This is a genomic window from Limnobacter sp. UBA7229 (assembly GCF_002473065.1).
Classification (GTDB): Bacteria; Pseudomonadota; Gammaproteobacteria; order Burkholderiales; family Burkholderiaceae_B; genus Limnobacter; species Limnobacter profundi.
Map to the genome: position 1 here is coordinate 252273 of NZ_DKTN01000023.1, position 20727 is coordinate 272999.

General features: G+C 51.6%; 23 protein-coding genes. 17 read left to right on the forward strand and 6 right to left on the reverse strand.

The window, feature by feature from the left end:
* Positions 1-54: 54 nt before the first annotated feature.
* Together B4C79_RS15305 and B4C79_RS15310 are read left to right on the forward strand one after the other, a co-directional pair.
* Positions 55-414, forward strand: a complete 360-nt coding sequence (locus B4C79_RS15305; RefSeq protein ID WP_291740371.1) for a hypothetical protein — start codon at positions 55-57, stop codon at positions 412-414.
* Positions 411-1178, forward strand: a complete 768-nt coding sequence (locus B4C79_RS15310; RefSeq protein ID WP_291740369.1) for a hypothetical protein — start codon at positions 411-413, stop codon at positions 1176-1178. The genes B4C79_RS15305 and B4C79_RS15310 overlap by 4 nt, the downstream gene beginning before the upstream one ends.
* A 15-nt stretch (positions 1179-1193) precedes the next feature.
* On the opposite strand, the gene smpB is transcribed toward B4C79_RS15310, so the two are convergent.
* A complete protein-coding gene (gene smpB / locus B4C79_RS15315) occupies positions 1194-1643 on the reverse strand; it encodes an SsrA-binding protein SmpB (protein WP_105029104.1) in 450 nt (149 codons plus the stop codon).
* A gap of 101 nt (positions 1644-1744) precedes the next feature.
* Between smpB and B4C79_RS15320 the strand changes: the two genes are divergently transcribed.
* From B4C79_RS15320 to B4C79_RS15380, 13 genes are all read left to right on the forward strand, one after another.
* Complete coding sequence (locus B4C79_RS15320) at positions 1745-2191, forward strand: type II toxin-antitoxin system RatA family toxin (protein ID WP_105029103.1); 447 nt, start codon at positions 1745-1747, stop codon at positions 2189-2191.
* Positions 2191-2547, forward strand: coding sequence for an RnfH family protein (locus B4C79_RS15325; RefSeq protein WP_205882382.1), 357 nt, complete (start codon positions 2191-2193; stop codon positions 2545-2547). Before B4C79_RS15320 ends, B4C79_RS15325 begins: the two co-directional genes overlap by 1 nt.
* A gap of 89 nt (positions 2548-2636) precedes the next feature.
* Complete coding sequence (gene guaB, locus B4C79_RS15330; RefSeq protein ID WP_171099086.1) at positions 2637-4097, forward strand: IMP dehydrogenase; 1461 nt, start codon at positions 2637-2639, stop codon at positions 4095-4097.
* A gap of 26 nt (positions 4098-4123) precedes the next feature.
* Positions 4124-5116, forward strand: a complete 993-nt coding sequence (locus tag B4C79_RS15335; protein ID WP_171099084.1) for a sensor domain-containing diguanylate cyclase — start codon at positions 4124-4126, stop codon at positions 5114-5116.
* A 67-nt stretch (positions 5117-5183) separates the two neighbouring features.
* Positions 5184-6806 carry a glutamine-hydrolyzing GMP synthase gene (guaA, locus tag B4C79_RS15340; protein ID WP_291739738.1) on the forward strand — a complete coding sequence of 541 codons (1623 nt, stop codon included), beginning with the start codon at positions 5184-5186 and terminating at the stop codon, positions 6804-6806.
* 194 nt (positions 6807-7000) lie between these two features.
* Positions 7001-7771, forward strand: a complete 771-nt coding sequence (locus B4C79_RS15345) for an ABC transporter ATP-binding protein (protein ID WP_105029100.1) — start codon at positions 7001-7003, stop codon at positions 7769-7771.
* Positions 7771-8493: an ABC transporter ATP-binding protein gene (locus tag B4C79_RS15350; RefSeq protein WP_291739735.1), complete on the forward strand. Its 723-nt coding sequence runs from the start codon at positions 7771-7773 to the stop codon at positions 8491-8493. The genes B4C79_RS15345 and B4C79_RS15350 overlap by 1 nt, the downstream gene beginning before the upstream one ends.
* Before the next feature lie 46 nt (positions 8494-8539).
* Positions 8540-9745: an ABC transporter substrate-binding protein gene (locus B4C79_RS15355; RefSeq protein ID WP_105029876.1), complete on the forward strand. Its 1206-nt coding sequence runs from the start codon at positions 8540-8542 to the stop codon at positions 9743-9745.
* 71 nt (positions 9746-9816) lie between these two features.
* Positions 9817-10701 (forward strand): branched-chain amino acid ABC transporter permease, encoded by an 885-nt coding sequence (locus B4C79_RS15360; RefSeq protein ID WP_008249371.1) that lies wholly within the window; start codon positions 9817-9819, stop codon positions 10699-10701.
* A gap of 13 nt (positions 10702-10714) precedes the next feature.
* Positions 10715-11698, forward strand: coding sequence for a branched-chain amino acid ABC transporter permease (locus B4C79_RS15365; protein ID WP_105029098.1), 984 nt, complete (start codon positions 10715-10717; stop codon positions 11696-11698).
* 91 nt (positions 11699-11789) lie between these two features.
* Positions 11790-12560 carry a nucleoside deaminase gene (locus tag B4C79_RS15370; protein WP_291739732.1) on the forward strand — a complete coding sequence of 257 codons (771 nt, stop codon included), beginning with the start codon at positions 11790-11792 and terminating at the stop codon, positions 12558-12560.
* A gap of 24 nt (positions 12561-12584) precedes the next feature.
* Positions 12585-13565: an LD-carboxypeptidase gene (locus B4C79_RS15375; protein ID WP_171099074.1), complete on the forward strand. Its 981-nt coding sequence runs from the start codon at positions 12585-12587 to the stop codon at positions 13563-13565.
* Positions 13566-13667: 102 nt separating this feature from the next.
* Entirely contained in the window at positions 13668-15266 is a 1599-nt protein-coding gene (locus tag B4C79_RS15380; RefSeq protein ID WP_291739728.1) for an ABC-F family ATPase, read from the forward strand.
* Between the two features lie 258 nt (positions 15267-15524).
* Here B4C79_RS15380 and purT read toward each other — a convergent pair whose 3' ends face one another.
* Both purT and B4C79_RS15390 read right to left on the reverse strand, forming a co-directional pair.
* A complete protein-coding gene (gene purT / locus B4C79_RS15385; protein WP_291739726.1) occupies positions 15525-16766 on the reverse strand; it encodes a formate-dependent phosphoribosylglycinamide formyltransferase in 1242 nt (413 codons plus the stop codon).
* 28 nt (positions 16767-16794) lie between these two features.
* Complete coding sequence (locus B4C79_RS15390) at positions 16795-17874, reverse strand: AI-2E family transporter (RefSeq protein ID WP_291739724.1); 1080 nt, start codon at positions 17872-17874, stop codon at positions 16795-16797.
* Between the two features lie 111 nt (positions 17875-17985).
* On the opposite strand from B4C79_RS15390, the gene B4C79_RS15395 reads away from it, so the two are divergent.
* Positions 17986-18696 carry an SIMPL domain-containing protein gene (locus B4C79_RS15395; protein ID WP_291739722.1) on the forward strand — a complete coding sequence of 237 codons (711 nt, stop codon included), beginning with the start codon at positions 17986-17988 and terminating at the stop codon, positions 18694-18696.
* Here B4C79_RS15395 and B4C79_RS15400 read toward each other — a convergent pair.
* Both B4C79_RS15400 and B4C79_RS15405 read right to left on the reverse strand, forming a co-directional pair.
* Positions 18668-19096, reverse strand: coding sequence for a DUF3135 domain-containing protein (locus tag B4C79_RS15400; RefSeq protein ID WP_291751994.1), 429 nt, complete (start codon positions 19094-19096; stop codon positions 18668-18670). The two genes, B4C79_RS15395 and B4C79_RS15400, sit on opposite strands and share 29 nt — an antisense overlap.
* Positions 19093-19245 carry a hypothetical protein gene (locus tag B4C79_RS15405; protein ID WP_236550864.1) on the reverse strand — a complete coding sequence of 51 codons (153 nt, stop codon included), beginning with the start codon at positions 19243-19245 and terminating at the stop codon, positions 19093-19095. Before B4C79_RS15405 ends, B4C79_RS15400 begins: the two co-directional genes overlap by 4 nt.
* A gap of 168 nt (positions 19246-19413) precedes the next feature.
* On the opposite strand from B4C79_RS15405, the gene B4C79_RS15410 reads away from it, so the two are divergent.
* Positions 19414-20475, forward strand: coding sequence for a tetratricopeptide repeat protein (locus B4C79_RS15410; RefSeq protein ID WP_205882526.1), 1062 nt, complete (start codon positions 19414-19416; stop codon positions 20473-20475).
* On the opposite strand, the gene B4C79_RS15415 is transcribed toward B4C79_RS15410, so the two are convergent.
* Positions 20476-20694 (reverse strand): hypothetical protein, encoded by a 219-nt coding sequence (locus tag B4C79_RS15415; protein ID WP_171099062.1) that lies wholly within the window; start codon positions 20692-20694, stop codon positions 20476-20478.
* Between the last annotated feature and the right edge of the window lie 33 nt (positions 20695-20727).

Genomic DNA, 20727 nt, shown 5'->3' on the forward strand with positions numbered 1-20727 from the left:
TTTGTTGGACACAGAAACAGGTAACAATCCCATTGATAAACCCTTCAAGTGCACATGAAAGACACCGCCAGCCTAAGCCTTACCCTGGACAAGCTTTTAATCAAACGCGCCAGGGTGGCAGCCGCGAAAATTGGAGCCCCACTCAACACAGTGGTTAGCCAACAACTTCAGGCCTTTTTGGATTCTTTCGAGCAATCTGAAGCCTTGGGCAATCAGAATTTTACGATCCTGGCAGAGTTTTCAATCGGCGTCCGCTCAGCGAATGACGCCATGAAAGCCCTTTCAATTCGCTCCCCCGCTGAGTTGAACAGGCTTTTGGCAGTGGCGAAGCTGCCAAAACCCACCGTGTCAGAACACGAAATTAGCCGCATGGTCGAGGCCCTTAAAACACTCTCCAGCGGCAGTGAAACATGAGAAAACAGGCGATGCATGTTGTGCTGATTCCTGACAGCGGAACGCTTTTGCAACTGCACCGAGAACTGCGGCTGGAATCGCTATTCTCCAGCTTCGCAACGCTTGCCATTACCGATGCGTCGGTTCACGAATTACTTCGCTTTTGCAAAAACGAAGGCCAAGAAATTGCAATGTGGATCAAAAATAACCACGTCGCGATATTGGAAACCCGAGCGTTCAACAATGGGTGTAATGAGGTTTTTGCTCAGCCGAATTGTCTATATGGCTTGGTTGCCGACATTGGCTTGCAAGAAATCATGAATGAAACCAATTTGTCAGGTGGGAACACCCAAGTAATTTTCTTGCTTGACGAACACAAATGTGCAGCCAAAAATACATTTCTGTATGGTTCTTTTTGCACTGGGGTTACGCTTCTTGCGTATCAAAGGTTCCTCGAGAGCAGCCAGCCCTGCCCAATACAGGCTACCCAACCAAGCCGCCTGGAAAATGCCGATGAATCAACGGTGAAAACTCATAAGCCTGTTGAGCCGCCGAACACCCAACGTTTTCAAGCAAGTTCACCAGAGAGGGAGCCGGGCAGGTTTTACCTGAACTCGACCATGCTTGCAAATCCCAAACTTGTGGAAAGAAAACTTCGGGATATGGCGAATCAAACTGTAAACATTGGCCTTAAGGCGATTGATAAAATCAAGGCAAGCCGATCGAACGAACCGAATAAACCAGCCTTGTCTGCGATTGAAAAATTCAGAAGAAGTCTGATGTGAACAGCGCAGAATCTCTCAGGTACGGTGAATCTTCATCAACCGTTCCTGCTCTCGCTTCCAGTCCTTGTCCTTCAGGGTATCCCGTTTGTCATGCTGCTTTTTACCCTTGGCAAGGGCCATGTCTACTTTCACCCGGCCATTTTTGAAATGCAGGTTCAGCGGCACCAGTGAATAACCTTTTTGTTCTACTTTACCAATCAAGCGGTTAATTTCTTTTTTGTGCATCAACAACTTGCGTGTGCGGGTGTTCACCGGGTTGACATGGGTAGATGCACTGGTCAGTGGCGAAATATGGCAGTTCAGCAGCCACAGTTCGCCGTTGCGAACCACGATGTGGCTTTCCTTGATTTGAACACGACCATCGCGAATGGATTTGACTTCCCAGCCTTCCAACACAATACCCGCCTCGTACTTCTCTTCAATGAAGTAATCAAAACCTGCTTTTTTGTTGTCAATAATGCTCATGAATTCGGTGAAAACGTCCTTTGGGTGCGGCGTAGCGTGAAAAACGCTAAAATAGAGAGTTTAATCCTTTCTCCGAGCGGGAAACAAACCCTTCAGCATTCATGGCCATTGTAGAAAAGTCCGTGTTGGTTCATTTTTCCACGCAACAAATGTTCGATTTGGTGCGGGCGGTGGCCGATTATCCCCAGTTTTTGCCGTGGTGCGGTGCCGGAAGTGTTGAGCCTGTTGGCGCCAACATTGAAAAAGCGACCGTAGAAATTGCGTTCAAGGGTGTCAAACAAAGCTTTTGCACAATGAACAAACTGACACCACACGAGGAAATCCACATGACCTTGGTGGAAGGTCCGTTTACCCATCTTGAGGGCACCTGGCATTTCATTGAACTGACGCCCGAAGCCTGTAAGGTTCATTTCAAACTGGCCTACGAGTTTTCAAGCAAGGTACTGGAGCAATTGGTGGGGCCGGTGTTCACCAGCCTTGCCAACAGTTTCGTGGATTCCTTCATTAAACGTGCAGAGTCGTTACACAGCACCGGGGCAGGGCAGTGATGCTTGTTCACTGGCTTGAACTTGGCCCAGCCGACGGCGGTGTGCTTGTATCAATGCCCAAGCCATTGAATGTGCCCGAAAAAACCACGGTGGAGCAGGCACTTCAGGCCATTGGCTTGAGCAGTGAACGCATTGCATTGTTACTCAAGGAACGCGCAGTGGCGGTGTATGGCCTTTACGCCACCGAGGGCATGCTGCTTCACCCGGGCGATCGCATTGAAATTCTGGATGGGCTTAGCTTCGACCCAATGGAAAGTCGCCGCAGGCGTGCCCAACACAAGGTGCTGACAAAACGCCAGAAAGAATTGGCGAAATACGAGCGGCGAAGCCGCAAGCAATCAAAAACCGTCCCTTAAAACTTAAATTCCCCGGTTTTTCTGTTTGTAAACCAAAACAGGCATGCTGGGTATCCTTTATAATTCGCTTTTGCGCAAGGAGAAATTGCATGCGTGTCACGCAGAAAGCGTTAACGTTTGATGATGTATTGCTGGTTCCTGCGTTCTCAGACGTTCTTCCCAAAGACACATCCCTGTCTACCCAACTGACCCGAAACATCAGCCTGAACATTCCTCTGGTGTCTGCCGCCATGGACACGGTGACTGAAGCCAGGTTGGCCATTGCCATGGCACAGGAAGGTGGTATCGGTATTGTTCACAAGAACCTGACAGCAACGCAGCAAGCGGCCGAGGTGGCCAAAGTAAAACGCCATGAGTCTGGCGTGCTTCGCGACCCGATCACGATCGAGCCTGAACTCACCGTTCGCCAGGTCATTGCTCTTACACAGCAACACAAAATTTCGGGCCTGCCTGTTGTCAAGAATGGCAAGGTGGTTGGCATTGTCACGAACCGCGACCTGCGTTTCGAAACCAAACTGGACCAGCCTGTTTCCAACGTCATGACCCCACGAGAGCGTTTGGTCACCGTATCCGAAGACGACAGCCTGGAGCAGGCCAAAGCCTTGATGCACAAGCACCGCCTGGAGCGCGTGTTGGTGATGGGTGCAGACAACGCGCTGAAAGGCTTGATTACTGTTAAGGACATCCAAAAAGCCACGGAACACCCGTGGGCCAGCAAAGACATTCACGGGAAATTGCGCGTAGGTGCAGCCGTGGGCGTGGGCGATGGCACTGAAGAACGTGTTGAAAAGCTGGTGGCTGCTGGCGTGGACGTAATCGTTGTTGATACAGCCCACGGCCACAGCAAAGGCGTGTTGGACCGCGTACGCTGGGTAAAGCAAAACTACCCACAGGTGGATGTAATTGGCGGCAACATTGCTACGGCCAGCGCTGCGTTGGCCTTGATGGAGCATGGCGCAGACGGCGTGAAAGTGGGTATTGGTCCAGGTTCAATTTGTACCACGCGTATTGTGGCTGGCGTGGGTGTTCCCCAAATCAGCGCAATTGCCAATGTGGCCAAGGCCCTGAAGGGCACTGGTGTGCCTGTGATTGCAGATGGTGGCATTCGTTATTCCGGTGACATTTCCAAGGCTCTGGCAGCCGGTGCAAGCGCCGCCATGATGGGCGGCATGTTTGCCGGCACTGAAGAAGCGCCAGGTGAAGTCGTTTTGTTCCAGGGCCGCAGCTACAAGGCTTACCGCGGTATGGGCTCCTTGGGCGCCATGACACAGGGGTCTGCGGACCGCTACTTCCAGGACCCGGCCAACAATGCCGACAAACTGGTACCCGAGGGTATTGAAGGCCGGGTGCCCTACAAAGGCTCCGTGCTGTCCATCATTTTCCAGTTGGTAGGCGGTGTCCGTTCTTCCATGGGTTATGTCGGCTGCCGTTCAATTTCTGAAATGCACGAAAAAGCAGAGTTCGTTGAAATTTCATCTGCGGGCATTCGGGAATCACATGTACACGATGTTCAAATTACCAAAGAAGCACCGAACTACCATGTCGATTGACAAGGCCTGAATACAGCGAAGCCGCCATGCAAAAACCTGACATTCCACACAACGAAGAAGAAAGAACACGGGCAATCCAGAATTTGGGAATGATTTATTCCCCCTCCGAGGCCCGGTTTGATCGAATCACGCGTTTGGTTTGTCGGCACTTTGACATTGATACGGCGCTGGTCACCATTGTTTACAAAGAAATTCAATGGTTCAAATCGCTTCAAGGCCTGAATGCATGCTCCACAGACAGAGAGGTGTCTTTCTGTGGACATGCCATTCTCAGTGATGAACCTTTGATTGTTGAAAATGCGCTGCTGGACCCCCGATTCATGGACAACCCTTTGGTTGTCGACGGACCAAGAATACGGTTTTATGCAGGTCAGCCCGTTCGGGATGCATTCGGTATCACGATCGGTACGCTTTGCGTGATCGACAGCGTTCCCCGCGCATTCTCCCAGGAAGACAGGCAGGATCTACGAGATTTCGCGCGCCTGGTTGAAGTAGAGCTGGCCAAGCCGATAGAGGACAATGTCGTGAGCCGGTTTGTGCGTTCTTTGAACGAAAATCAAAGGTCTTTGCTGATTGATCCAATCGTAGGCTCTTGGAACAGACGCGGATTTGAAGCACTGCTGGACAAAGAACTCGAATATGCCTTGCACAAGGGAGAAGACCTTTCCTTGCTGCATGTGAAACTCAGTTCATTTGATTTGATTTTGAACAGGTTTGGTCACGATCGCATTGTTGATTTCACCAAGTTCACTGCGTCCATTATTCGAGACATGTTGCCCAATGGCTCAAGTGTTGGATCCCTAGGGGCAGATGCCTTCGTGGCTGTGTGTTCGGGCATGACCAATTCGGAGGTGGCACGTTTGCTGGAACAGCTGAAAGCCCGTTTTGGTGAAACCACGCTCGAAACCCATGGCGTGAAAGCTCTGGTTGATGTGGACATCAACTTTCTCAGCCTGTCAGGCGACGAACTTCAATGCACGGCAGTGCAAGCAGTGGATCGCCTGTTAAGTCTTAGTTAAGCATCGGCCAAGCCCTGCGCAACATTGCCTTGGGCCAATTACCTTTAATACATTCAAAGAACGCTTCATGAATCATCAGAAAATTTTGGTACTCGACTTCGGGTCACAGGTCACACAACTCATTGCCCGACGCGTACGTGAGTGCGGCGTTTTCTGCGAAATTTTGCCCTGCGACGTAGACCCGGAACGCATCAAGGAATACGGGGCATCCGGCATTGTTTTGTCGGGTAGCCACCAGTCTGCTTATGAAGAAAGCACCGACAGGGCGCCCGAGTTGGCGTTTAATCTTGGCGTACCAGTGCTGGGCATTTGCTACGGCATGCAAACCATGGCCATGCAACTTGGCGGCAAAGTCGAAGCGGGTACGGTTCGGGAATTTGGTCATGCCCAAATTCGGGCCCATGGCCACACAAAACTGTTTGATGGCATTCAAGACGAAACCAACGAACATGGCCATGGCCTGTTGAATGTTTGGATGAGCCACGGTGACAAGGTGACCGAGCTTCCACCCAACTTCAAGTTGATGGCTTCTACACCCTCGTGCCCAATTGCCGGCATGGCCGATGAAGCACGCGGTTTCTATGCCGTGCAATTTCACCCTGAGGTAACGCACACCAAAAAAGGCAAGGAAATACTGGCACGCTTTGTACGCGACATTTGCGGTTGCAAAGGTGACTGGTCCATGCCAAGTTTTGTGGATGAAGCGGTTGAAAGAATTCGTGCCCAGGTCGGCACTGATGAAGTTATTTTGGGCCTTTCGGGTGGCGTTGATTCTTCCGTGGCAGCTGCATTGATTCACAAGGCAATTGGTGATCAGCTTACCTGCGTGTTTGTGGACCATGGCTTGCTTCGTTTCAAGGAAGGCGAGCAGGTTATGGAAACATTCGCCAAACATTTGGGTGTGCGTGTTGTGCATGTGAACGCCACAGAAGAATTCATGGGGCAGCTGAAAGGCGTCACCGACCCCGAGGCCAAACGCAAAATTATTGGTAAAGCATTCGTGGATGTATTCCAGCGCGAGGCTGGCATGCGTGCCAACGCCAAGTGGCTTGCACAGGGCACTATTTACCCCGACGTGATTGAATCAGCTGGCGCAAAAACAGGCAAAGCCACCAGCATCAAAAGCCACCACAACGTGGGCGGCTTGCCCGATACGCTGAACCTGAAATTGCTGGAGCCCCTGCGTGATTTGTTCAAGGACGAAGTGCGTAAACTTGGCGTTGAACTTGGCCTTGACCCTGAAATGGTTTACCGCCACCCATTCCCCGGGCCGGGCTTGGGTGTTCGAATTCTTGGCGAGGTGAAAGCCGAGTATGCTGAAATTTTGCAGCGTGCCGATGCCGTATTCATCGAAGAATTGCGCAACACCAAAGCCACAGCCAAAGACGCAGCGGCTGAGCTTTGCACCGAGGAACAAATTGGAAAAAGCTGGTACGACCTCACCAGCCAGGCTTTTGCAGTGTTCTTGCCAGTGAAATCGGTGGGGGTGATGGGCGATGGCCGCACCTACGAATATGTGGTGGCCATTCGCGCCGTACAAACCCAAGACTTCATGACAGCACACTGGGCACACCTGCCTTATTCATTGTTGGGCCGTATCTCCAATCGTATTATTAACGAGGTAAAAGGTGTGAACCGGGTGGTGTACGATGTATCGGGCAAGCCGCCTGCGACCATTGAATGGGAATAGGCCGATAAAGCAAATCCCGTCACTTACCCCAGCCTTACAGAAGAGCCCGCAAATGCGGGCTTTTTTGCATTCAGGGGGTGAGGTTTGCCCTAATTCCCGAATGAAAACACACATGCCACCATCATTGGCGATATCTAACTATCGGCGCAGCCCGGCACCGGTTGGCACAACGACAATGACAACATGGAGAACCCATGGCAGAAGTAGTGTTGGAGACAAGGGCGCTGACCAAGGAATTCAAGGGATTCACTGCGGTCAGCGATGTGAATTTGAAAGTACAGCGGGGCCATATCCACGCGTTGATCGGCCCCAACGGCGCAGGTAAAACGACCTGTTTCAATTTGTTGACGAAATTTTTAACGCCCACATCAGGCCAAATTTTGTTCAACGGCAAAGACATCACCAGTGCAAAGCCAGCCCAAATCGCCCGGCAAGGCATTATTCGATCGTTTCAAATTTCCGCAGTATTCCCACACCTCACTGTGCTTGAAAATGTACGCATCGGCTTGCAACGCCCATTGGGTAATTCGTTTCATTTCTGGAAAAGTGAGAAAAAACTCTCGGTGCTGAATGACAAGGCCATGGCTTTGCTTGCGCTGGTTGACCTGGAAAGCTTTGCCGACACCCTGACCGTAGACTTGCCTTACGGCAGAAAACGTGCACTTGAAATTGCAACCACATTGGGCATGGAACCTGAATTAATGCTGCTGGATGAGCCAACCCAGGGCATGGGCCACGAAGACGTGGACCGCGTTACCCAATTAATCAAGAAGGTTTCCGCTGGCCGAACCATTTTGATGGTTGAACACAATATGAATGTGGTGGCGGGTATCAGCGACCGCATCTCGGTGCTACAACGCGGCGCAGTGCTGGCCGAAGGAAGCTACGACGAGGTTTCGCGCAACCCCGAGGTGATGGAGGCCTACATGGGCTCCACCACTGGAGTTCTGGAGGGTGCGCACTGATGAGTAATGCATCGACAAACACTGCGCTTGAAATCGCCGGGCTTAACGCTTGGTATGGCGAATCACACATTTTGCACAACCTGAACCTGACTGTTAAAACAGGTGAGGTGGTAACACTTCTGGGGCGAAATGGCGCAGGGCGCACCAGCACCCTGCGTGCCATCATGGGTTTGACTGGTTCAAGAAAAGGGTCAATCAAAATCAATGGCACCGAGGCGATTAACATGCCCACCCACAAAATTGCCCACTTGGGTGTGGGTTACTGCCCGGAAGAACGGGGCATATTCTCTTCCCTGTCTGCCGAAGAAAACCTGATGCTGCCACCCTTTGTTTCAAAAACCGACAAAGGCATGAGCGTGGCAGAAATTTACGAGATGTTCCCCAACCTGGCCGAACGCAAAAAAAGCCAGGGCACGCGTTTGTCAGGTGGTGAACAGCAAATGTTGGCCGTTGCGCGCATTCTGAGAACTGGCGCCAAACTCTTGCTGCTGGATGAAATTTCTGAGGGGCTTGCGCCTGTTATTGTTCAAGCCCTGGCCAAGATGATTACCACCCTGAAATCGAAGGGCTACACCATTGTGATGGTGGAACAGAATTTCCGTTTTGCAGCCCCACTGGCCGACCGGTTTTACGTGGTGGAACACGGCCAAATTGTGGAGGCTTTTGCTTCCTCGGAACTCGATGAAAAAATGCCCGTGCTGCATTCGCTGCTGGGCGTATAAAAAACCAACCTTTCAAGGGATTGGACTTAAACCAAAGGAGATGATGATGAAATTAAAACCAATCGCAACTGGACTGACCGCACTTTTTGCATTCGCTGCCGGCTCAGCACAGGCACAAATTTCCAACGACACCATCAAGATTGGTGTCATCACCGACATGTCTGGCCTGTATGCCGACATTGACGGGCCTGGTGGTGTCGAGGCTGTAAAAATGGCGATCGCTGATTTTGGCGGCACCTTGAACGGCAAGAAAATCGAACTGGTGTTTGCTGATCACCAAAACAAGGCTGACATTGCAGCCAGCAAGGCACGCGAGTGGTTTGACACTGAAGGTGTCGACATGCTGATTTCAGGTACCAACTCCGGCACGGCTTTGGCCATGGCCAAAGTGGCCGATGAAAAGAAAAAGCCTAACTTTGTAATTGGTGCTGGTACCGCCCGCATTACCAATGAAGAATGCAACCCTTACAGCATTCACTATGCCTATGACACGGTAGCAATGGCCAAAGGCACTGGTTCAGCTGTAACCAAGCAGGGCGGCAAAACATGGTATTTCCTGACCGCGGACTACGCCTTTGGCACCTCACTTGAAACCGATACCACCGCAGTGGTAAAGGCCAGTGGCGGCACTGTAAAGGGCGCCGTTCGTCACCCATTGTCAGCATCTGACTTTTCCAGTTTCATGCTCCAAGCGCAAGCCTCGGGTGCACAAATTCTGGGCCTGGCCAACGCCGGTGGTGACACAGTCAACTCCATCAAGGCGGCCAATGAATTTGGAGTTACAGGCAGCATGAAGCTTGCCGGTTTGCTGATGTTCATCAATGACGTACACGCTTTGGGATTGGGCCAAACCAAGGGCATGTACCTCACCGACAGCTGGTATTGGGATCAAAACGACGAAACCCGCAAGTGGTCCAAACGCTTCTTCGACAAAATGAAGAAAATGCCCAGCAGCCTGCACGCAGCCGATTACTCGGCAACCCTGCAATACCTGAATGCTGTGAAAGCTGCGGGTACGGATGATGGCGCCAAAGTGATGGAAGCGCTGCGCAAACAAAAGGTGAACGATATGTATGCCAAAAATGGCTACTACCGTGCCGACGGCAGCATGATTCACGACATGTTCCTGATGCAGGTGAAAGACCCCAAGGAGTCCAAAAAGCCCTGGGACTACCTGAAGGTTGTCCAAGCCATTCCAGGCGAACAGGCTTTCACCACCAAAGCTGAGACCAAGTGCGCTTTGTGGAAGTGATGCATTAAAACCAAAACAAGACCAATGCCCCTGAGGTTTAACCACCCAGGGGCTTTGCGGGACACGTACTCATGGAAATTTTTGGAATTCCCTTGCAGGCCTTTCTTGGGCAGTTACTGCTTGGCCTGGTGAATGGCTCGTTTTATGCCATGTTGTCACTGGGTCTTGCTGTTATTTTTGGCTTGCTCAATGTGATCAACTTTGCCCACGGCGCGCTGTACATGATGGGCGCGTTTTTCGCCTGGATGGGCATGGCCTATTTCAACCTGAATTATTGGGTGATGCTGCTGCTTGCCCCCTTGTTGGTGGGCGCCTTCGGGATACTGATTGAAAAAACAATGTTGCGCTGGCTTTACAAGCTTGACCACTTGTATGGCTTGTTGCTGACCTTCGGCATTACCTTGATGCTGGAAGGAATATTCCGCTCGATTTATGGTGTTTCCGGTCAACCCTATTCAGTGCCAGAAGCCTTGCAGGGTGCGACCAACCTGGGCTTCATGATTCTGCCCAACTACCGCGCCTGGGTCGTGGTGGCCTCGCTGGTGGTTTGTTTTGCCACCTGGATCATGATTGAAAAAACAAAGCTGGGAGCCTTGCTTCGTGCGGGTACTGAAAACCCGCGACTGGTGGAGGCCTTTGGCATCAACGTGCCCTTGATGGTGACGCTGACCTACGGCTTTGGTGTGGCACTTGCTGCATTCGCGGGTGTACTGGCTGCGCCGGTTATTCAAATTTCACCGTTGATGGGCTCTAACCTCATCATCACTGTGTTTGCGGTAGTGGTGATTGGTGGAATGGGATCTATTCTGGGTTCAATCATTACCGGGCTCACCTTGGGCATTGTGGAAGGATTGACCCGTGTGTTTTATCCAGAATTGTCAGCCACAGTGGTGTTCATCATCATGGCGATTGTGCTCATGATTCGCCCGGCCGGTTTATTCGGCCGCGAGAAATAAAGGGTTTGACACGATGAACAAAAATACAATTATCGCCATTGCAGCAATCATTCTCGCCCTGGCGGCACCGTTTTTCATGTACCCAGTGCTGCTGATGAAACTGCTGTGTTTTGCGCTGTTTGCATGTGCATTCAACCTGTTGATTGGCTACACCGGTTTGCTTTCCTTCGGACATGCCGCTTTTCTGGGTGGTGCGGGGTACATGGCCGGGTATGTTATACGAGACCTTGGTATGCCCTTTGAGCTTGGTTTGCTGGCGGGCGTGGCATTTGCAGCGCTTATTGGTTTAATCATGGGTGCTTTGGCCATACGACGGCAGGGCATTTACTTCACCATGATTACGCTGGCACTGGCACAAATGCTGTATTTCATCTTTTTACAAGCGCCATTTACTGGCGGTGAAGATGGTTTACAGGGCATACCGCGCGGCACCTTGTTCGGTGTTGTCGACCTTAGTAACGACTTGACACTTTACTTCGTGGTATTGGCCATTTGCATCGCAGGCTACGCCCTGATTGTTCGCACTGTGCATTCGCCCTTCGGGCAGGTTCTCAAGGCGATCAAGGAAAATGAACCACGCGCAATATCACTGGGTTATGACGTGGACAAATACAAGTTGCTGGTGTTTGTTTTGTCAGCTGCATTGTCGGGTTTGGCAGGTGCAACAAAAGCCTCGGTGCTTGGCTTTGAAACATTGACCGATGTGCACTGGACGATGTCTGGCCTGGTGGTGCTGATGACCTTGGTGGGTGGCTTGGGCACTCTTGCAGGCCCAATTGTGGGTGCCATCGTGATCATCGCCCTGGAAAACCGCATTGGTGAATTTGGCACCTGGATGGCGGTGACAACCGACATTGCCTGGTTCCGCTCACTGGGGGAGCAGGTCACAATTGTGACTGGCTTCATTTTCATTGTGGTTGTGCTGGCCTTCCGGCGCGGAATTGTTGGGGAAATTATTGCGTGGAACCAACGCAGATTGCTGAAGGCGGGTCAGTAAACTGAAGCTGCCCACAGACCAAGAACCCGGCCTGGTGCCGGGTTTTTTTATGTCAAACTGAGAACACTTTATTCGGCTTACTTTGAAAACCATGCAAACCAGCAAGCTGTCCGAGAAATTTTCGATACTGGCGCACCACGGCCAGCCCGAAGACATGCCATGGATGGAACTTGCGTTGCAGCAAGCAAGGCTTGCTGCACAGGCCGGCGAAGTGCCGATTGGCGCGGTCGTGGTAATCGATGGCAAAGCCATTGCCCACGCACACAATGCGCCCGTAACACTCAACGATGCCTGCGCTCATGCCGAGATTCAGGCGATTCGACATGCCTGCCAGGCAGTTGGCAATTACCGCTTGGGTGCACAGGCCACCCTGTACGTCACACTACAACCCTGCCTGATGTGCGTTGGTGCAATTTTGCATGCGCGCATAGGCCGCGTGGTGGTGGGTTGTGCACAATCACGCTACAACGGGGATTTAAAACAATCCTTGTCAGTGTTCGAGCAAGCGCAAGCATGGCACCCCTGTGTTTTTGAAACAGGTTGCATGGCACAGGAAAGCGAAGAATTGCTGGGTAATTTTTTTAAAGTGCGCCGCAAACAAAGAGAAGAAACCGTTGCTGATTTGGCCAGCCTGATGCACCTGCCCAATGCCAACAAACAAACAATTGACCAACTTGCGCAACTTGGCTTTCACACTCCGCAAGATTTTCTGCAAACCGGGCTAGAGCAGGCAAGCAAGATATTGGCTGAGCAAAGCCGCGTGTTGAAAACGGGGCAGCACACACAACAGGCCGCCATTCTGGCCAGTTTGTGCGATTATTTCAACGGAGAACCCGTGCGTTCCTGGAAACAGTACCTGTGACATTACCTTTAAACCGGAATTGAATTGAACACCAAACCGCCCATTGCAACGAATCAGGCACTGAATCAGCTAGTCATGTTTTCGCCCAGTGGCGCACTGGTTGATGAAACATTGCTTGACCGGGCCTGCTACCATTTGAGCAATCAACATGGCTTCAATGTGATTGAAATGCCTGAAGCACGCCTGCGCACACAACGCTTCGCAGGCGGTGAAGCCACGCGCATGGCCAGTATTGAAAATGCATTTGCCATGAATACGCCCAGCCTGCTGATGGCCACCCGCGGGGGTTACGGCCTAAGCCGCTTGCTGCCGCTGTTGAATTTTCCGGAACTTGCCGCATTGCAGAATGCGAATGCGCACCTGTTGTGCGGCCACAGCGACATTACCAGCCTGCAATTGGCATTGCTGAACGCGGGGGCACAACCTGCCACATTGTTGCACGGGCCCATGGCTTGTTTCGATTTTGGGGCAGAGCAGGGCGCAGACCCGCTCACCCTTGAACACTTTTTGCGTGCGGTAGAAAAACAGGCAGTACATATTGAATGGCCTGTTGAATGTGTCGGACTGAGCACAGAACAACAAACCATTGCAATTGAAGGCCCGGTGTGGGGTGGCAACCTCACCTTGCTGTGCAGCCTTTTAGGAACGCCTTGGTTGCCCAGTGTACCTGGCGGTATTTTGGTGCTTGAGGATGTGAACGAGCCCGCCTACAAAATTGAGCGCATGCTGCTGCAATTGCTACACGCTGGTGTGTTGGCCCAGCAAAAGGCAATTGTGTTGGGTAATTTTTGTGAACCCAAACCCGGCACACACGACAATGGTTACAGCCTGCGCAGCGCCGCTGAATTTGTTCAAGACCAACTTAAACACGTACCCGTGTTGCTGAATTTTCCATTTGGTCACTGCACTCCCAAGGCTTGCTGGTTTCAGGGCGGGCAGGGCACCTTGACCATTACCGGCGGGCACGGCGAATTCAACGCGCGCCTGGTTCAAACCCTTCGCTAGTCGCAACGCTCCGAGCCCGCATTAAGCTGGCATTAAGCACACCCCAAGCCCGGGCATGTATAATGCCCCCTTCGTTAAAAATCACTGAATTTTCCAATACTTATGCTCACCGCAGCCAATATCACCATGCAGTTCGGCGCCAAGCCGCTTTTTGAAAACATCAATGCCAAATTTGGCGATGGCAACCGCTATGGTTTGATTGGCGCAAACGGCTGCGGAAAATCCACTTTCATGAAAATTCTGGGTGGCGACCTGGAGCCCAGCAGCGGCACTGTGGTCATCGAGCCCAATGTGCGCTTGGGCAAGCTAAGCCAGGATCAATTTGCGTTTGAAGAGTACCGCGTGCTGGATGTGGTCATGATGGGCCACAAGGAAATGTGGGCCGCGATGACAGAACGGGATGCCTTGTATGCCAACCCCGAAGCCACCGACGACGACTACATGCGCGCAGCCGACCTCGAAGCGGTGTATGCCGAATTCGGCGGCTACGAAGCCGAAGCCCGCGCGGGTGAGTTGCTGCTGGGTGCAGGTATTCCGCTTGAAAACCACAATGGCCCGATGAGTGAAATTGCCCCTGGCTGGAAGCTGCGGGTGCTACTGGCGCAAGCCCTGTTCTCAAAACCTGATGTGCTGTTGCTGGATGAACCCACCAACAACCTGGATATTAATACGATTGCCTGGCTTGAAAACGTACTGAACCAGTACGAGAGCACCATGATCATCATCAGCCACGACCGCCACTTTCTGAACGAAGTGTGCACCCACATGGCCGATCTGGATTACGGCACCTTGCAAGTGGTACCTGGTAATTACGACGATTACATGCTGGCTGCAGCCCAGGCACGCGAACGCGCACAGGCCTCCAATGCACGTGCCAAAGAACGCATTTCAGATTTGCAAGACTTTGTACGCCGTTTTGCGGCCAACAAATCGAAGGCACGCCAGGCCACCTCGCGCCAAAAGCAGATCGAGAAAATCAAGCAAGACACAGTCATCCTGAAACCCTCTTCACGCCAAAATCCGTTCATTCGATTCGAACAGAAAAAGAAGATGCACCGCCTGGCCGTGGAACTGGACAACATTAGCTTGGCGTATGGCGACAACAAGGTGATCCGGGACTTCTCCATCATGGTGGAGGCAGGCGACAAAGTAGGTATTGTGGGCGCCAACGGCATGGGTAAAACCACACTACTGAAGCTGCTGGCCAAGGCTTTGGAACCCACTTATGGCGAAGTGAAGTGGTCTGAGAATGCAGACCTGGGTTATATGGCACAAGACGTAAGCGACGAATTCAATGTGCCTTTGAATTTGCGTGAATGGACCGAGCGCTTTTCTCAGGAAGGCGACGACGATCAGGCCATTCGCGGTATTTTGGGGCGTTTGCTGTTCTCGAATGATGAAATTTCCAAGCAGGTAAAGGTATGTTCCGGTGGTGAGAAAAACCGACTGGTGTTTGGTCGCCTGATGCTGGGGCGTCACAATGTGTTGCTGCTGGACGAGCCAACAAACCACCTGGACATGGAATCGATCGAGTCGCTTCAATATGCACTTGAGAAATACGAAGGCACAGTGTTTGTGGTGTCGCATGACCGCCAGTTTGTTTCTGGCATTGCCACGCGAGTTTTTGAAATGCGTGAAGACGGCATTACCGATTACCGCGGCACCTACGAAGAATACCGCGAGAGTTTGGGGCTGAATTGACAAAGGATTGCCACTAGTGCTGCGGGCTTGATGGGGACGCAAAAGGCATTGCCCGTCTGCCTTGATCAAGTCGAATTCCCCTGTTTGCTACTGGCTCAGGGCATGCGAAACGCGAGCGCGTCTTCGCATCGACCTTGCAGGTCGCCCTTCGCTGCGTTGCAAACCGGGCGACTTGATCTTGAATCGGCAGACTGAGCAAAACCATTTGCATCCCTGCAGCAAGCCCCTTCCGGACGGCCATTGACATAGGCCAAAAACTCAACCAACTGGCTTCACCTTCGCAGCAACCCGCTTGGCCTTCGCACGGGCTTTTTCCACATCTGCATCACGCGCCAAGGCCACACCCATTCGTCGTTTCACAAACGACTCGGGTTTGCCAAATAAACGCACATCCGTGCCGGGCTCGGCCAATGCATCGGCCACACCTTCAAATGCAATGCCCACTTTGTCTACACCACCATAAATCACTGCACTGGCGCCCGGTGTTTTCAGGCTGGTGTCCACAGGCAAACCCAGAATGGCACGTGCATGCAATTCGAATTCGTTTTGCCACTGCGTAATCATGGTGACCATGCCAGTGTCGTGAGGACGGGGGCTTACCTCAGAGAACCAAACCTGATCGCCTTTTACAAACATTTCGACGCCAAACAAACCGGTGCCGCCCAAGGCGGTGGTTACCAGGTCTGCCATTTTACGGGCCTCGTCCAGGGCCTTTGCGCGCATGGCTTGGGGTTGCCAGCTTTCAACGTAATCGCCGCTTACCTGAATATGACCCACTGGCTCGCAATAACTGGTTTCAATTGCGCCGCTTTTGGGGTTGCGGGCACGCACAGTCAACAGGGTAATTTCATACTCGAACTCGATCAGCGATTCAGCAATAACCCGCCCTGAATTAACACGCCCGGCGCTGCCTGCGTAATCCCATGCTGCTTCCAGCTGGCTGGCATCATCCACTTTGGATTGCCCTTTCCCAGAGGATGACATCACAGGCTTGATGATGCAGGGGTAGCCCACCGGCTTCTTGCCATCAATGCCTTTTTCTACCGCCCGCTTCAGGGTTTCAAAATCATCCGCAAAAGCATAATGCGAGCAACTTAAATTCAATTCCTCAGCGGCCAGGCGGCGAATTCCTTCACGGTTCATGGTCAGCCAAGCCGCATTGGCTGTGGGCACCACACGCACCACGCCTTCTGACTCAAGTTCTTTCAGGGCAGGGGTCGCAATCGCTTCAATTTCCGGCACCACAATGTGGGGACGCTCTTGTGCAATCAAGGCCTTCAATGCGTTGGCATTGGTCATGTCGATTACATGAAAGCGATGCGCAACCTGGTGCCCTGGCGCATTGGGGTAGCGGTCCACTGCAATAACTTCAACACCCAGGCGCTGAAAGGCGATGATCACTTCTTTGCCCAGCTCACCACTGCCCAGCAACATCACTTTGACGGCGTTTGCAGCCAAAGGTGTACCGATTTGCGTTGGAAATTGAATCGCTGTTGTCATTCTCAAACTCGCTTGATTAAATCACTGTTTAATTGATGGATTCGGGGGTGTCGTGGTGGTGTGCATGCGATGCTTCGTCAAAAAACACCACCAACAACACCAGCAGCACCGGGCCAATTATCAAGCCCACAATACCCATGGTAATGACGCCGCCAAACACACCGAACAACACGGCCAAAAACGGCAGATGGGTTCCGCCCTGAATCAACAAAGGGCGAACCAGGTAATCGGCAATCAACACCACCAACAAGCCCACCGTGATCAACACAATTGCTTCTGCGCCGTTGCCACTTAAAAACAGGATCATACCCAAAATAGCGAGCAAGCCTGGTGCAGCCATGGGGATAAAGGCAATCAATGCCGTAACGGTGCCCAACAACACGGGTGCGTACACACCGCAGGCGGCAAACAGCACAGAAAGAATAACTGCCTCGGCAAAACTGACAATCACCAACCCGTTAACCGCTGCTCGCAGGGCAGGTGGCATGTGTGAAACATACGGCTTCCAGCGTTGGCCCAGCCAGTCAGTGCCAATTCGGTTCATGCGTATGCTGATGCTTGAGCCATCGCGGTAAAAAAAGAACAGCACCCACAATGCAAAAAACAGGGTGGCAACACGACCCAGCAATTCAAGCAAAATGGCCGACGCTGTGCCTTGCACATCGCCCAAACGTTGGGTAAGGGTTTCGCGCAACAGTCCGGAAATTTGTTTGGGCACACTCAAATATTCTGTCCAGCTGGCCACGAGCATTTCGCCAAGCACTGGAATTTGAGGCAGCCAGTTGGGCACTGCGACGCCGGAGTCATCGGCCTGTCGCAAGAAGGTGGTAATTTCAAGAATGTCTTGAACCATAAACACGATCAAGCCGATCATTGGCCCAACCAACAAGAATGCAACAACCAGGGTGGTCAGAAATGCAGCGCCATTGGGCTTTCCGGGAAATCGTGCGCGAATGCGACAGTGAAGCGGCCAAAACGCGGTGGCAATAATTCCTGCCCACAAAATTGCCAACAGAAATGGCGACAATACAATGGCAGCACCGACCAGTATCAACACAGTAAACAGCGTGCTGATCAGGGACTTCGGTTGTCTCAGGTGTTCTGCCATGTCAGCCAGTCGTGCGCAATACGCGTTATTGGAATGCTTGTTTGTGGTTCAATCATTGTAGCAATGCCTGAATTGCAAATTGACTGTTATTTCACTTTCACGAGAACACACATGAAATTATCCAACACTTTGAGAATCGCTTTGTTCAGTACCTCGGTCGGTTTGATGGCTCCATCGGTCGCGTTTGCAGACCTTTGCGAGAAAACACCCGCCGTGAACTTGAATGCCATTAGCAGCGAAGAGGTGGACAATGACATGGTGCGTTTGAATTGGCAGGTGCAAATTCAGGCAGGTACAGCCAACGAGGCCATGAACGCCGTTAACACCGTGCTTGAAAAATCAATCAACAATTTGTCGAAAAACAAAGACATCAGCAAACTGAAAAACAATATTCAAACCTATCCGCAGTACGGTAAAAATAATGTCATCCAAACTTGGCAAGGCGTCGGTTCACTCACGTTTGAAATGCCGGTGCAGGCACTGAAAACCCAGAAAAACCTAAATGTTGCCGAAGGCCTGACGCTGAGCAATCTGGAATATTTTCCCAGCGAAGGCCGTATCGAGCAAAGTCGTGAAAAACTGCTGCAAAGTGCCATGAAAGAATTTCAAAACAAGGCAAGCATTGCCGCGAAGGGTTTTGGAAAAACCGGCTACACCCTGGGCGAAGTGTCAATTAACGATGAAAATCAAGGCCCACCTTCTTACCCCAGAATGTACGCAGCTTCGGCAGACATGATGAGCAAAGGCATGGAAGTGGCCCCGGCTGCCGGTTCAAGCCGGGTCAGTGTTTCGGTTAATGGGCGCGTTTGCCTGAAGCCGTGAATGGAATAACACGGGCCAGATTGGCAGCTGGACCGGATTGATCGTTTTTTGAGGTGTCCGCGGCTTTTTCAATGTCGCCCGTGTAGTTCTGATCGATCAAACGCAAACCATTTTGCCTCAAAGGGGCAGGGCTCAGTTCCTGTTCCAGTTTTTGCACCTGCTCACGCAGTTTGCCAAACGACTCCCACATCAGCTTCGACGATTCCATGGCCGACTGCAATGGGCTTTTCGAGCGCTGGCGGATCATGCGAATCTTGAACAGCGTTTGCTCTAGCGCCAAGCGGTGTTCAGGGTCAACGCTGGCTACATAACCTTCGAGTACCGCCTCGCGGCGCTGCTCGAAGGCAACAGGGTCCACCTGGTACAGGTCGGCCCATTCCTTGAAATCAAAGTGCGTCATGGCTGCTCCTTGCTTTGCTCAATGAGCTTGGCTTTGTTGCTGTCTTGATCGTCGGTTCCCATCAAAAACGCATGCACTGCTTTTTGCAGAGTCCTTAACCGGGCAGTTTTTAGGTTAAGCTCATGTCTAAGAGCTTCGTTCTCTTCCATGAGTCTGTCAACCAGTGCGAGAGTTTCAAATTTCTTTCCCAAACTTTCTACCCGGTTTACTTCAACGCTTGAATGATGGCCCATGATGACTAGTAATGTTGCTATTAACCTTTGTACTGCCAAACACAGCAATCGGTTTTAGTAATACTCTTCAGTAACAACAATCGAATGACAACAACAATGGTGTTTATGAAAAGCGCTTGGACTTTTTCTTTTTTTCTGGGTTTGTTTGCATGGGCTTATATACCCACAGCCTTCGCCCAGGAAACAAGTTCAAATTTAACCCGTTGTGAAAACAGCTTTGGCAAAGAACCTGTGGGTACTACCGTTGAAATTTGCCGGCTGGAATTGACTGGGCCAGTTACCCAGGCCAAACGCGTCAAAATTCTTGAAACACTGGGTAAAGCTTACCTGGCGCAAAATGAAGCCGACTTGGCCATTTCAACCTGGAATGAAGCCAGCCAATACAGCCCTCTAAGCCGGGAAGACCAGGTGGCAGCTGAAGCATGGACGCGTTTGCAGGTGCTGATTGGCCAAACCTATGCACAAGCCGATCAAACAGAACGTGCCGAAGCCCACTTTCAGAAAACCCTAAGTACGGTTGAACAATCAATTGGTCGTTATTCTTTGCCGGCCGGCATGGTTCAAGACGCCCTGGGTACTTACTATGCCCTGCAAAGCAAAGCGGCTGAATCAGAAGCAGCATTCAAACGCTCGCGTATTGTGTATGAAATTCGCTTGGGAAAAACCAATGCCCGAACGCTCGAAACCCGCATGAACCATGCCGTGGGTTTACTGGACATGGAGAAAGAGCAGGAGGCGCTGGAAAGTTTCCAGGTGCTTGCAGAAATTATCAATGCCACGCCCAATTACAAAAACGAACCCATTCGTGCTGAAATACTGACGTTTCTAGGCACGCTGCAAATGCGCGGCGATCAGTTGCAAGAAGCAGCCAAGAATTACCAAACCGCATTTGAAGTACGGCAAGCCGCGTTTGGCCCCAACGACATCAGAACCAGCCAATCTTTGAATAACCTGGGGGTTGTGCTTTACAGGGCAGGGGACTTAAAGCGAGCGGAAGTGGCACTCAGCCGCGCCTACATTATTCGGGCGGATGCCTTGGGCAACGAAGACCCTTTGACACTCAGCACTCAAAAGAACTTGCAGGCCGTGATCGCCGCCCAAAATGCGGCGAAAACAGGCCTTTCAGGAAGTGCCAAGCGCAATTAATTAAACCTTGCTGTCGCGCACCAGCTTGCGATTGGCCTTGAATGATTTGAACTCATACACTGCAACCAGCAAAATTGCGGAGAACACACAGCCCAGGGCTGCCAAAATACTTGGGCTTGCTACTTCATAGTTGATGTAATCCACAAAACCATGAACCAACATGGCTGAAGCGATTAACAACAACACCAATACACCGGGGTAAGAACGAAGAGCTTTCATACGACACCTCTCAAAATTTACTGCATCAATTGC

Excerpts from the sequence above, each read along its gene's own strand:
- B4C79_RS15305 (WP_291740371.1), top strand. The coding sequence starts at position 55 with ATGAAAGACACCGCCAGCCTAAGCCTTACCCTGGACAAGCTTTTAATC.
- B4C79_RS15310 (WP_291740369.1), top strand. The coding sequence starts at position 411 with ATGAGAAAACAGGCGATGCATGTTGTGCTGATTCCTGACAGCGGAACG.
- smpB (WP_105029104.1), bottom strand. The coding sequence starts at position 1,643 with ATGAGCATTATTGACAACAAAAAAGCAGGTTTTGATTACTTCATTGAA.
- B4C79_RS15320 (WP_105029103.1), top strand. The coding sequence starts at position 1,745 with ATGGCCATTGTAGAAAAGTCCGTGTTGGTTCATTTTTCCACGCAACAA.
- B4C79_RS15325 (WP_205882382.1), top strand. The coding sequence starts at position 2,191 with ATGCTTGTTCACTGGCTTGAACTTGGCCCAGCCGACGGCGGTGTGCTT.
- guaB (WP_171099086.1), top strand. The coding sequence starts at position 2,637 with ATGCGTGTCACGCAGAAAGCGTTAACGTTTGATGATGTATTGCTGGTT.
- B4C79_RS15335 (WP_171099084.1), top strand. The coding sequence starts at position 4,124 with ATGCAAAAACCTGACATTCCACACAACGAAGAAGAAAGAACACGGGCA.
- guaA (WP_291739738.1), top strand. The coding sequence starts at position 5,184 with ATGAATCATCAGAAAATTTTGGTACTCGACTTCGGGTCACAGGTCACA.
- B4C79_RS15345 (WP_105029100.1), top strand. The coding sequence starts at position 7,001 with ATGGCAGAAGTAGTGTTGGAGACAAGGGCGCTGACCAAGGAATTCAAG.
- B4C79_RS15350 (WP_291739735.1), top strand. The coding sequence starts at position 7,771 with ATGAGTAATGCATCGACAAACACTGCGCTTGAAATCGCCGGGCTTAAC.
- B4C79_RS15355 (WP_105029876.1), top strand. The coding sequence starts at position 8,540 with ATGAAATTAAAACCAATCGCAACTGGACTGACCGCACTTTTTGCATTC.
- B4C79_RS15360 (WP_008249371.1), top strand. The coding sequence starts at position 9,817 with ATGGAAATTTTTGGAATTCCCTTGCAGGCCTTTCTTGGGCAGTTACTG.
- B4C79_RS15365 (WP_105029098.1), top strand. The coding sequence starts at position 10,715 with ATGAACAAAAATACAATTATCGCCATTGCAGCAATCATTCTCGCCCTG.
- B4C79_RS15370 (WP_291739732.1), top strand. The coding sequence starts at position 11,790 with ATGCAAACCAGCAAGCTGTCCGAGAAATTTTCGATACTGGCGCACCAC.
- B4C79_RS15380 (WP_291739728.1), top strand. The coding sequence starts at position 13,668 with ATGCTCACCGCAGCCAATATCACCATGCAGTTCGGCGCCAAGCCGCTT.
- purT (WP_291739726.1), bottom strand. The coding sequence starts at position 16,766 with ATGACAACAGCGATTCAATTTCCAACGCAAATCGGTACACCTTTGGCT.
- B4C79_RS15390 (WP_291739724.1), bottom strand. The coding sequence starts at position 17,874 with ATGGCAGAACACCTGAGACAACCGAAGTCCCTGATCAGCACGCTGTTT.
- B4C79_RS15395 (WP_291739722.1), top strand. The coding sequence starts at position 17,986 with ATGAAATTATCCAACACTTTGAGAATCGCTTTGTTCAGTACCTCGGTC.
- B4C79_RS15400 (WP_291751994.1), bottom strand. The coding sequence starts at position 19,096 with ATGACGCACTTTGATTTCAAGGAATGGGCCGACCTGTACCAGGTGGAC.
- B4C79_RS15405 (WP_236550864.1), bottom strand. The coding sequence starts at position 19,245 with ATGGAAGAGAACGAAGCTCTTAGACATGAGCTTAACCTAAAAACTGCC.
- B4C79_RS15410 (WP_205882526.1), top strand. The coding sequence starts at position 19,414 with ATGACAACAACAATGGTGTTTATGAAAAGCGCTTGGACTTTTTCTTTT.
- B4C79_RS15415 (WP_171099062.1), bottom strand. The coding sequence starts at position 20,694 with ATGAAAGCTCTTCGTTCTTACCCCGGTGTATTGGTGTTGTTGTTAATC.